Source organism: Planktothrix sp. FACHB-1355, assembly GCF_014748295.1.
In the GTDB taxonomy this organism is placed as follows: Bacteria; Cyanobacteriota; Cyanobacteriia; order Cyanobacteriales; family Aerosakkonemataceae; genus Aerosakkonema; species Aerosakkonema funiforme_A.
In genome coordinates, this window is record NZ_JACJUP010000055.1 from 1 (window position 1) to 12,464 (window position 12,464).

General features: G+C 43.2%; 7 protein-coding genes. All 7 read left to right on the forward strand.

Features of this window, described 5'->3' with window-relative positions; translation table 11 throughout:
- Positions 1 to 80 precede the first annotated feature (80 nt).
- Positions 81 to 854, forward strand: coding sequence for a DUF928 domain-containing protein (locus tag H6S82_RS04850; protein WP_191056048.1), 774 nt, complete (start codon positions 81 to 83; stop codon positions 852 to 854).
- Positions 855 to 1,078: 224 nt separating this feature from the next.
- Positions 1,079 to 1,870 carry a DUF928 domain-containing protein gene (locus H6S82_RS04855; protein WP_190466069.1) on the forward strand — a complete coding sequence of 264 codons (792 nt, stop codon included), beginning with the start codon at positions 1,079 to 1,081 and terminating at the stop codon, positions 1,868 to 1,870.
- Between the two features lie 131 nt (positions 1,871 to 2,001).
- Entirely contained in the window at positions 2,002 to 4,197 is a 2,196-nt protein-coding gene (locus H6S82_RS04860; protein WP_206756636.1) for a CHASE2 domain-containing protein, read from the forward strand.
- Between the two features lie 21 nt (positions 4,198 to 4,218).
- Entirely contained in the window at positions 4,219 to 6,840 is a 2,622-nt protein-coding gene (locus H6S82_RS04865) for a CHAT domain-containing protein (protein WP_190466061.1), read from the forward strand.
- A gap of 43 nt (positions 6,841 to 6,883) precedes the next feature.
- Positions 6,884 to 9,424: a filamentous hemagglutinin N-terminal domain-containing protein gene (locus H6S82_RS04870; RefSeq protein ID WP_190466057.1), complete on the forward strand. Its 2,541-nt coding sequence runs from the start codon at positions 6,884 to 6,886 to the stop codon at positions 9,422 to 9,424.
- 37 nt (positions 9,425 to 9,461) lie between these two features.
- Complete coding sequence (locus H6S82_RS04875) at positions 9,462 to 11,894, forward strand: filamentous hemagglutinin N-terminal domain-containing protein (RefSeq protein ID WP_190466056.1); 2,433 nt, start codon at positions 9,462 to 9,464, stop codon at positions 11,892 to 11,894.
- A gap of 52 nt (positions 11,895 to 11,946) precedes the next feature.
- Positions 11,947 to 12,464: filamentous hemagglutinin N-terminal domain-containing protein (locus H6S82_RS04880; protein WP_191056049.1), on the forward strand; the 518-nt coding region annotated here is incomplete at its 3' end.

The following is a 12,464-nucleotide window of genomic DNA, read 5'->3' on the forward strand; positions in this document are numbered from 1 at the left end:
TGCTCTTCCGATCTGGTTAGCTTTAACCTAACCAAGTGACCAAACAGGCTTTCTTTTATAAGTGAAAGGGTAATCTTTTTATGGTGAAACTAAATCCGCTTATGTTGAAACTAAATCCCCTTGCTAGGATCGTCCGAGTCAGCTCACGTACTTTATTGGGCGCATTAGCGCTACTAAGCGCTCCTACCACATTTAACTCTTCTTTACCCCAGGCAAGTGGCAATGAATTGATAGCTAATGCAGCCGAGGTCAAACAGTACGTTCCTCCCAGCGGTAGAGAGCGACTCCAAAGAACAGAAGGTAGTGGATCGCGAGGATGCACAAATTCTATACCAGTATCTTTAAAATTATTAACGCCGAGCGACCATATTGCACAGACAGTCTCAGGTCGCCCCACATTCTTTTGGTATATATCAAATCCGACCAATGTACCAATGGAGTTTAGTTTGGTAGAGCCAGGAATGACTCAACCGATTTTCCAACAACAGCTCAAAGTTGATAAAGCTGGCATAGTTAAGGTGGAGCTGCCGGCAAACGTTTCAGAACTGGCGGTAAGTAAGCAGTATCGATGGACAGTTGCTTTAGTTTGCAGCCAAAAGCGTCCTTCGGAAAATATTTATGCCCGTGCTTGGATAGAAAGAGTTTCCGCCTCACCTGAATTAAATCAAAAGCTTGCTGCTGCTACTTCCGATCGCGATCGCGCTTTGATATATGCTCGCTCTGGTATTTGGCAAGATGCCATAGCCACCCTTTACAGGGTTTATACTGCTAATCCAGGCGAAAATCAAGCTTTAGATGCTTTGAATAAGTTGCTGGAACAGGTTGGTTTAACGCAAGTGGCAGCAAGTAACTGAGAATTTATTAAATTTCGATCGCTAATTTACACCAAAACGGATATCCCTTCAATTAAAATGTATTGTTGGGAAACGCTTGAGTTTGCCACTTCAAGCCGATTCTTTTACTCAGCAGTTTTCAAGACTAAATTTCGACTTTTGACTTTGACCGAACGATCGTCTTGTCGAACTTAGCCTTGAAACTGTTTATGCTGTTTATAGTTAACAATTTGTAATCTCAACCAATGAATAATACCAAAATTACGGCAATGCTCACCGGAGCAGCCTTTTTTACATTTTTGCTATCTACAGATGCGATCGATATTGCGAGCAAACATTCGCTTGCACAATGGAAACAGTTGAGCGTCTGGAATAACAAAGCATCAGCCGATCCATTGGGAGGTTATGTTCCCCCAGTCGGTCGAGATAGAATTGAACGCACTGAAGGAGCTGGATCGCGAGGCTGTCCTTCAGGTTCTTTCGGATCGCTCACATTACTAATTCCCAACGATCATATCGGATTGACCGTTTCCGGTCGTCCCACTTTCTCCTGGTACGTCTCATCAGCGCCATCAATGCCGATGCAGTTTACCCTTGTAGAACCTGGAGTAGCCAAACCATTGCTAGTTAAACAGTTTCGCAACGATAAAAGTGGCATTATTCAACTAGAACTGCCGCCAAATGTGCCAGAATTGTCCACAGGCAAAGTATATCGGTGGACAGTATCTTTAGTGTGCAATGCTAAGCGTCCCTCAGAGAATATTTACGTGCGAAGTTGGATCTCAAGGGTTGACTACCGAACTGGAATCAATAGCCAAAGCGCTTCGGAAAGCGACTCTTATGCACAAAAGCTTCGCCAAACTGCCGCCGCTTACGCACAATCGGGAATTTGGTATGACTCGATTGCTTCTGTTACTAAAGCTTATTTAGTAGAACCTCAAAATCGACAAAATTATCAATATCTCCGCTTTTTGTTGGATGCAGTAGGCTTATCTCAGGTTCCCATTTCCCAACCACAAATTTTGGCGGGAAATTAAAGCTGAATTCAGGAGCAAAAATTCAAAATTAAGCATAGATAGTTCAGGTTGAATTATAACGCCTGAATCTAGGCTCCTGAGTCCTGAATTTTGACTCCTAACGCCTGAATCCTGACTTCTGACTTTTGTCAATGATAAAGCATTCTTCAGCTAAATTATTTAAGCAATTTTTGGGGCGGTTGTCCTTCAAAAATTGCCATATATTAGCCAGCCAAATAAAAAAGGTAGCTTGGGAATGGCGAGGTGTGGCGTTAGTGACATCTGGAGTAGCAGGAATAACAATCGCCATCAGAATGTTCGGATGGTTTCAGCCTTCAGAATTAGCAGCTTTAGATCTTCGCTTTCGCCTGCGTCCTCAAGAACCGACCGACAATCGCATTTTGCTCGTCAGTGTGGAAGAATCAGATCTAGCTAAGCTAGGACAATGGCCTTTTTCGGATGCCACTTTGGCAGAACTTATAGAACGGATTAAGCAAAAAAGACCAAAAGCAATCGGACTGGATTTGTATCGCAATTTGCCCGTAAAACCCGGTTACAAAGAATTGGTAAAAGTATTTAAAAGTACTCCTAATTTAATCGGCATTCAAAAAGCGATCGGAGACAAATATATTTCTGCGATCGCACCTTCTCCCGTGCTTGCCGAATTAGGGCAAGTCAGTGCTAACGATATTATTGTAGACTCGGATGGAGTAGTTCGTCGTGCCGTACTTTTTCCTATGCCTGAAGGTAATGAAGGATTACCCACTTTGGGATTAGCGGTAGCAATGCTTTACTTAAAGGAGCGAAGAATTACCCCTAAAGCAGACAAAAATGGCTTTCTGCAATTGGGGAAAACAGTTTTTACTCCTTTTGAGAAAAATGATGGTGGCTACGTGCGTGCAGATGCGGGAAGTTACCAGATTTTACTAAATTTTCGGGGGCCTGCCCGCACATTTGTAACTGTTTCGGTAATGGATATATTGCAGAACCGAGTTTCATCGAATTTAATTCGCGATCGCATCGTTTTAATTGGTGCCAAAGCCAATAGCCTGAATGATGTTTTTTACACGCCTTACAGCGGAGGTTTTAGTAGCAGTCCGGTGCGGACTTCGGGAGTAGAAATTCAAGCAAATATCGCGAGCCAAATTTTGAGTTCTGTTTTGGACGATCGGCCTTTAATTCAAGTTTGGCCTGAACTGTTAGAAAACTTATGGATTTTAGTTTGGGCTGGGATAATTCCTGTGTTTGCATGGAAATGGCGACACAATCCAGGTAACTTTTTTATCGGCAAAGTTACAGCACTCATACTTTTGGTAGGCACTTCTATATTACCGATCGGTTACTTCAGCTTTTTAGCAGGTTGGTGGATTCCTGTTGTATCGCCATTGCTAGCTTTACTAAGCTCGGCCATAGCAATTGGAAGTTACATTTATGTCAGCAAGTTGCACGAACTGAATACCATGCTAGATCGAAGCGTCAAAGATCTAGAACACGCTTTAGAGAAATTACAGCGCTCGCAATTACAATTAGTCAATAGTGAAAAAATGTCAGCCCTCGGTCAATTAGTATCGGGAGTTGCTCACGAAATAAATAACCCGATCGGTTTTGTTTCTGGCAACCTCACCCATATGCAAGAGTATATCCAAGATTTGATCGAGCATTTAAAACTATATCAAGAAAAATTTCCCAATCCCGGCACAGAAATCGCAGAAAATGCTACTGAAATAGACCTTGAATATACCTTAGAAGACCTGCCCAATATAATTACATCAACTCAGGTTGGCATGAACCGAATTAAGGAAATTAGTGTATCGTTACGCACTTTCTCCCGTAGCGATACAGCTAATAAGGTAGCGTGTAACATCCATGATGGGATTGATAGTACTTTGATGATTTTAAAACACCGCCTCAAAGCGAATAGTCACCGTCCAGACATTCAAGTTATTAAAGAGTATGGCAAGCTACCTGCGGTAAGTTGTTATTTAGGCCAATTAAATCAGGTAATAATGAACTTATTGAGTAACGCCATTGATGCGTTTGATGATTTCAACCAACAACGCTCTTTAGATGAAATTAAAGCTAATCCCAATATAATTATAATTCGCACAGAAATATCTGAAGATAATTCTATGGTAGCGATTCGTATTAAGGATAATGGTCCTGGCATACCGGAAAGCGTACAACAGAAAATTTTCGAGCAACTATTTACAACTAAAGGAGTAGGTAAAGGCACTGGTTTGGGTTTATCAATCAGTCGCCAAATTGTTGAGGAAACCCACAAAGGCAAATTGACTTGTATTTCTGCTCCTGGAAAAGGAGCAGAGTTTGTGATTGAAATACCCATTTGATTCATATTAAGGAGTAATATCGTGCAATCAAAACAGGTTCTAGGGCATTTAGCAAACATCTGCCAAAATATAATAAGTATAGTTAAAATCATCAGCATTAATTTGCCTTTTTCAGCCTTACGAAGAAGGATTTTATTATTTGGCGTCGGTGTTTTTATGTATTTATGGCTGCATATTTTAATTACTCAATCAATGGCTATTGCTATAGACACAAAATTAACACATAACAGCGAGCGAGCGATTGAGAAAAATTCACAAAATAGCGGAGAAGACGAAGGCAGTATTCGCTATAATGCCGGACAATACCAAGAAGCGATCGCAATTTGGCAGTCAGCACTAAACCAAACATTCGATCGCAAACAAAAAGCCCTACTTTACACTAATGTAGGAACTGCTTATCGCCAAATTGGAAATTTAGGAGAAGCGATCGCCAATTGGGAAAAAGCTGCCAAAATTTATCAATCTTCCTCAGATGGAGAATCTCGCCGTTTTTTAGCGCAAGTATTGACCGAACAAGCACAAGCTTACAACGCTTTGGGACAATTTCGCCAAGCCATGCCAATTTTGCAGTCTGCGATCGATATGGCGCGTAAAAATCAAGACCAAACCACCGAAATAGCCGCCCAAGGAGCATTAGGAAATACCTATTCTGCGGCGGGAGAATTGGAAAAAGCGATCGTCGCTTACCAAACCAGTTTAAATTTAGCCAATACGTTGAAAAATACTCAAGCGATCGCGACGAATTTAAACAATTTAGGCAGCGTTTTTAACCGTCGTTACCAACAGTATTTATTACAAATGAATGCCGCACAAAGGGAAGGAGACGATCGAGAAGAAGCGCGGTTGACGAATTTAGCCCAACAAGATGCCATATCTGCTCGCACAACTTACGAACTTGCCGTAGAAGCAAGTAAACCATTAGGCGGAATCATGCACGCCAAAGCATTATTAAATTTAGCTCAGTTCTTACAGCAATTACCATCACCAAAAACTGATGCGATCGGAAATTATTCCATGCAAGCCATCTCTCTTTTAGAGAGAGTATCCGACTCTCGTCAGAAAGCCTATGCTTTAATCAGCGCCGCCGAAATTGTAGGCAATGCCAACCGCAATAACCAACAACTAAAAGCGCAAACCTTACAAAAAGCGATCGTCATTACCAGAAATATCGGAGATAAACGCGCCGAATCATTTGCCGTCGGAGCATTAGGAAAAGTTTACGAACAAGTTCAAAACTGGACGGTAGCTATGCAGCTTACCCAGCAAGCTGCTTTAGCCGCCCAACAAGCAAATGCTGCCGATAGTCTTTATCGCTGGCAATCACAAACGGGACGAATTTACAAGGCTACAGGACAAAACGAATTAGCCATTGGATCTTACAAAGATGCGATCGTCACCCTCCAAAGTATTCGTAGCGATTTAGCGGCAGCCAGCAAAGACTTGCAATTTGACTTGAGAGATTCGGTAGAACCAGTTTATCGAGAACTGATCGGTTTATTACTCAATGAAAGTGAAAAATCTGCTGGTAAGGATGCCAAAGCCAAAATCGAAGATGCGTTGCAAGTGGTAGAATTATTGCAATTAGCTGAATTGCAAAACTTTTTCGGGGATGAATGTACAGAAGTAGCGCGGGATAAAAGCGATCCGCTTGCGGAAATAGCCAGCACTAACACTGCCGTTATCAACTCGATTATTTTAAAAGATCGCACCTATTCAATCTTGCGCTTACCAGATGGTTCTGTCCATCGGTATGAGGTAGCTCTATCCCGTCAAGAAATAGAAAACCAAATCGATCGCCTTCGCTTCACTTTAGAAGATATTTCCACAGATGAATACTTAGTAGAGAGCCAGAAAGTTTATAATTGGCTGATCGTGCCAATGCTAGCAGACTTAGAAAAAGCCAACCCCAAAACTCTTCTATTTATTAACGATGGCGTTTTGAGGAATGTACCAATGGCAGCATTGTACGATGGCAAGCAATATTTAGTTGAAAAGTACGCTATTGCCACCACACTAGGCTTACATTTAACAGCTAATAAAAAATCAAATCTGGTTAAGTCTAATGCTTTAATCTTTGGTTTAAGTGCAGAAATTCCTCCTTTTGCTCCCTTACCGAATGTTCCCAAAGAAACTCAAGGTATTCAAGAAATTGTGGGAGGAGTGCGATTTTTAGATAAAGATTTTACTTTAGCCAATTTAGAAAAGCAAATTAATAAAGGCAACTATCCCATAGTTCACTTAGCCACTCACGGCAAATTTGGTGCCGATCCTAATAGTACCTTCTTGCAAATGTTCGATCGGCGAATATCTTTAAATGAATTTGAAGAAGTGCTGCGCCAAAGTAAACACCCGATCGAACTCCTTACCCTGAGTGCTTGCCAAACAGCAGCGGGGAACGATCGCTCTACTCTGGGTATTGCTGGTGTTGCATTACGAGCAGGCGTCCAAACCACTTTTGCCAGTCTTTGGTTTGTCAACGATGCCGATACCTTACCCTTAATTGAAAACTTTTATAAACTTCTTCAACAACCGGGAATCACCAAAGCAGAGGCATTGAGACAAGCACAAATCAAACTAATCAAAGATCCTAACGGTCATCCAGCAATTTGGTCGCCATTTATTTTAGTGGGTAATTGGCAATAATTCACCGGAAGTTAGACGTTTGTTTTCAGGGGAAAACGCTGTTATGAAATTGATTCAATACCGAATAATTTGGTTGTTACTGTTGCCAAATTTGATGTTTCTAGAAATGCCAAGTTTCGGTCAAATCGTCCCCGATCGCACCGTAGGAACTACTACAGTTACGCCCAATCTGGAAATTAATGGCATACCGAGCGAAATCATCGACGGCGGCACAGTTCGCGGTGCTAATTTATTCCACAGTTTCAGCGAATTCAATATCCAAAACGGACGATCGGCATATTTCACCAACCCAGATGGCATTACCAATATATTCAGTAGAATTACAGGTTCTAATCAGTCTAATATTAACGGCATCTTGGGAGTATTGGGTAATGCCAATTTATTCTTACTCAACCCCAATGGCATTATCTTGGGAGCCAATGCCAAACTCGACCTCAATGGTTCGTTTATCGGTACAACTGCTAATAGTATTCGGTTTGCTGATGGAGTAGAATTTAGCACCACGAATCCAGCCACATCACCACTACTGACCGTGAGCGTACCCACTGGGTTGCAAATGGGACAAAACCCAGGCGCAATTACCGTGCAGGGACTAGGAAACAAGTTAACAGATAGCACTGGCTTTGGTCAGGCTAATGCCAGCAATAGCCCGCCGGGATTGCAAGCCGGAATCGATCGAACTCTGGTGTTGATTGGCGGTGGTGTAAACTTCTCCGGCGGAGTTATTTCCACTAAGAGCAGCGGACACTTAGAAATAGGCAGTGTCAGCGTAGGGATAGTGGGACTAAATGCTACTCCTACGGGTTGGGTGGGGGATTACTCTGCCGTATCGCAATTTAACGATATTCATCTGGCACGACAATCGCTGCTGAATGCTAGCAGCAGTAATGGCTCCATCCAACTCCAAGGACAAAACATTAGCTTGAGTGAGGGATCTTTTGCTTTGCTCCAAAACCTGGGAACGCAAACCTCCGGTGGAATTACGATCGATGCCAGAGGCTCCCTCAGTTTGACGGGGAATACAGCCGACGGTCAATTGTCAAGTTCGATCCAAAGTAACAATTTCGGTACAGGTCAGGTAGGAGATGTGGTCATCTCTGCCGATCGACTCTCCCTCCAGGATGGAGCCAGAATTATTACGAGAAGCCGGAGTCAATCAGCTGGTGCAAACATTATCGCAAATCTAGGCGGGACGATCGATATCCGTGGCTTTAACCCCACCAAGCCAGTCATTTATAGTGGGCTGGTCACATTTTCTGTAGCGAGCGGCAAAGGAGGGAACATCACGATATCGACGGATAATCTTCATATCCTCGATTCTGGGGCAATTATTTCTGTAGCTCTCAGTTCTGGAGACAGTGGAACAATCCAAGTGAATGCTGCCGATCTAGTTGAAGTTGCAGGTTACAACCCAAGGGCATTTTCAGAAAGTTCGCTGTCTACCCAGACTTCGGGAGCTGGTAATGCCAATCGCGTCGTCATCAACGCTTCTCGATTGGTAATTCAAGAGGGCGCATCTTTGGGGTCTACGAGCTTAGCCAGCGGTTCAGTCGGTAGCGTAGAAGTGAACGCTTCGGAGTCGATCGATATTGCAGGTCGCGTAACTCAGGGTCGTGCGATTGGATTACCCGCTCGCATTTTTTCCAATGCTGAGATTACCGATCCGGCTACTCAGGCTGCCTTTGGAATACCTCCTATTCCCACTGGTAATGCAGGGCCCCTGACCATCCATACTCCTTTATTACGCATCACAAATGGGGGAACTGTCACAGTCAGAAATGATGGGCCAGGACTGGCAGGAAACGTACAAATTGACGCCAACTCGATTTTCTTGAACGACGAAGGCAGCATCACCGCGACCACCGCCTCCGGGAATGGGGGTAATATTCGCTTAAACGTGCCAGAAAATCTGCTGCTGCGTCAGCATAGTCTGCTTTCAGCCACAGCACAAGCCAATGGAAATGGTGGCAATTTGTCAATTAACTCACCCATTCTGGTTGGGTTAGAAAATAGCGACATCATCGCCAACGCAGTTCGAGGTAATGGCGGCAATATTCAAATCACCACCTCTGGCATCTTCGGACTGGTAAATCGTCCCCAACTCACCGAAAGTAGCGACATCAGTGCTAGTTCCCAATTGGGACTCAGCGGCACAATTGATATCTCTATTCTCAACGTCAACCAACACGGTGTTCTACAACCTCCCCCCATTAATTTTGTCAATACCGATCGAGTCGTCGCTAATAGCTGTTTGGCACGCCAACGCAATAGCAAGGCAACCTTTGTCGTCGCGGGCAACGGAGGATTGCTGGAAACGCCATCAACTCCAATGCTGCCCTACGAAGTAGTGCAAGTACAACCGATCGAGACTGGGCAAGCGGCAATCACCGATCGGGAGTCGCAAGATGCTGCCGCAATTGCCACTTTCACTTGGAAATTGGGCGACCCCGTTGTTGAAGCCACTGAGTTGAGCCTCAATTCCAACCGACAAGTGGTACTGACTGCAAAGGTAAATTCTGCGGCGGCGTTGCGTAGCAATATCGCACAACCCCGCCCCTTACCCTGTCATCCCAATGAATTATAGTATCAATTAATACTTCAAATTTAAGAAGGAGCAACGGATGAATATCTACCGTATAACTTGTTGGTTGGGAGCGATCGGTGTAATTTTCACTGCACCTGTAGCAGCCCAAATTGCTGCTGATGGCAGCATTTCCACCAGCGTCATCTCTGCTGATGGATTGAATTTTACCATCGACAACGGTGCGGTTGAAGGCAACAACTTATTTCACAGTTTCAGAGAGTTTTCTATTCCTACCAATGGGTCGGCATTCTTCAACAATGCCGCTAACATCCAAAACATTTTTAGTCGAATCACAGGAGGAAACATTTCCCAGATCGATGGTTTAATTCGCGCTAATGGTAGTGCGAATTTGTTTTTACTAAATCCAGCGGGCATACTATTTGGGCCGAACGCGCAGTTGAATATTGGTGGTTCATTTTTGGGGACGACTGCTGACACTATTCGATTTGCTGATGGAGTGGAATTTAGCGCTACCAATCCTACCGCCACACCGTTGTTAACCGTTAGTATCCCTGTCGGTTTGCAGATGGGAGAAACCCCAGGTACAATTACCGTTCAAAATACCGGGCATCGGTTAAATGATAATATATTGATACGGCTTGATTTCAAAAATAATCCTGTCGGATTAAGAGTCAGTTATGGCAATAGTTTGATCCTCGTAGGAGGAAATATAAACTTAGATGGGGGTTTATTGACTGCCCAGTCAGGACAGATCGAACTCGGTAGTGCCAGTAGCAGGACTGTCAATTTCAAATTGAGTGAAAAAACTTGGAGTTTTGACTATAGCGATATTCAACAATTTGGCGAGATCGAATTTTCCCAACAAGCACTCGTTGATGCGAGTGGTGCCCCTGGTGGTTCCATTCACCTTCAAGGCAGAAATATCAGCCTCAATGAGGGGTCGATCGTAGCATTAACCAATCTGGGTAATAGCCGCTCTGGGAATATTACCATTAATGCCAGCGAATCTTTGGAATTGCGAAAAGTCGGTACTGATGGATTTTCCAACACCAGAGTGACACTCGACAATTTGGGCAATGGTGCTATCGGCGATATTTTGGTGTCTGCTCGCGAACTATTTTTGCAGGATGGCGGCGCAATTGTTTCGACAAATTTTAGTGGAGAGGTAGGGGGAAATATTTATGTTAATACGACAAATTTCATTAAAATCGATGGTTTTTCAGCAATTAATACAAGCTTGCCAAGCGGTATTGATTCTTTCAACTTTTATAACGTTGGACGGGGAGGCAATGTTTGGATTGAAACTAAGCAATTAACTATCCAAAATGGAGGTGCTATTCCGAGTGTTGCTTTCGGATTTGGAACAGGAGGAAATATTCAAGTAAATGCTTTTGATTCGATCGAATTAAGAGGAGAAAATCCGCTTAATTTTACTCCTACTGGAATCGGAATGACATCATTTCGGGGAAATACAGGTCAATTAACAATTAATACTTCTAGACTAATAGTAATAGATGGTGCAAATGTAAGTGCTGCTACTCAAAGTCCGGGAAATGCAGGTAATTTAACGATCGACGCTACCTCTAGCATCGAAGTAAGCGGTGTGGGTGCTATCTCAGGTCAACCCAGTAAAATTAGTGCTGGGGCGACAGTTCTGACTCCGACTTTTCAACAGACATTTGGGTTGCCACCATTTCCTACGGGTAACACGGGAGATTTAATCGTCAATACTCCACAATTGCAGATTAGCAACGGTGGAATTGTCAGCGTCAGCCATGAAGGAGTTGGCAATGCTGGCAATCTTTTGATTAATGCTAATTCTATTTTGCTCGATCGCGCTGGCAGTATTACAGCAGCTACTAATTCGGGCGAAGGTGGCAGTATGAATCTGCGAACTAATACCCTGATTGCACGAAATGGTAGTAGCGTTAGCACTACTGCTGGTGGTAGTGGCAATGGGGGTAATATGACGATCGCATCTCCGATCGTTGTTGGCTTAGAAAACAGCGATATCACTGCTAATGCTTTTCAAGGAAGAGGTGGCAACATTCAAATTACCACCGAAGGCATTTTTCTTTCTGCCGACAGCAATATCACCGCTTCTTCCCAATTGGGAATTAGCGGCAATGTGAGCATTTCCAATCTTAATTTGCAGCCAGAAACCTTAGTATTTCTGCCTGCCAATACTTTGGTCAATCAAACACCAGTAATTGCCAGCAGTTGTTTGACTCAACGCAATGCTCAACAAGGACGCTTTGTGGTGACTGGTAATGGTGGTTTATCGGAAACACCAGATAATCTAGCGATGCCATACGAGGCAGCCCAAGTGAGAACTGTGGGACAGTTACAAGCGAGAGGAAACCAAGCGCTAGAAATAAACAATTCCAAGCAACCCGATCGCTCAATTCAAGAAGCAACTGGATTGGCGTTTACCCCAGATGGAAAATTAATATTGGTCATCAATCAGACTCAGCCTAGTCCGGTTGATGATTTAACTTGTTCCTTTTAACGGATGGAAAAATAGCAATTATTTCAACAAATTAAAGGGAGTAATTGATTTTATGCACAAACTTTTATTAGCAGAAATTATTGGTTGGCACTTAGTTATTTTTTGCAATTCTTCTAATTTAGCGCAAAGCATACCTGTTGTCAACCCATCGCTGGTTCCTGATGGTACGCTCTCGACTACGGTTTCTCAAACTGATAATCAATTTACGATTACTAATGGCGATCGAGTCGGCAATAACTTGTTTCATAGCTTCAGTCAGTTTTCCGTACCTACAGGTGGAGCGGCAATTTTCGACAACGCGATCGACATTCAAAATATTTTCAGCCGGGTCACTGGTGGAAATATCTCTAACATTGACGGCTTGATTAAAGCCAATGGAAGTGCAAATTTATTTCTGCTCAATCCGGCAGGAATAATTTTTGGCCCTAACGCTCAATTGAATATTGGTGGTTCGTTTTTTGGTACAACTGCCAATAGTATTAAATTTGCTGATGGAGTCGAATTTAGCGGCATCAATCCGATAACAAAACCTTTATTAACTCTGAGCATTCCTGTTGGTTTACAGATGGG

What these genes read in the sequence shown, in the direction of transcription:
- H6S82_RS04850 (WP_191056048.1), top strand. Translation starts at nt 81, where the DNA reads ATGGTGAAACTAAATCCGCTTATGTTGAAACTAAATCCCCTTGCTAGG.
- H6S82_RS04855 (WP_190466069.1), top strand. Translation starts at nt 1,079, where the DNA reads ATGAATAATACCAAAATTACGGCAATGCTCACCGGAGCAGCCTTTTTT.
- H6S82_RS04860 (WP_206756636.1), top strand. Translation starts at nt 2,002, where the DNA reads ATGATAAAGCATTCTTCAGCTAAATTATTTAAGCAATTTTTGGGGCGG.
- H6S82_RS04870 (WP_190466057.1), top strand. Translation starts at nt 6,884, where the DNA reads ATGAAATTGATTCAATACCGAATAATTTGGTTGTTACTGTTGCCAAAT.
- H6S82_RS04875 (WP_190466056.1), top strand. Translation starts at nt 9,462, where the DNA reads ATGAATATCTACCGTATAACTTGTTGGTTGGGAGCGATCGGTGTAATT.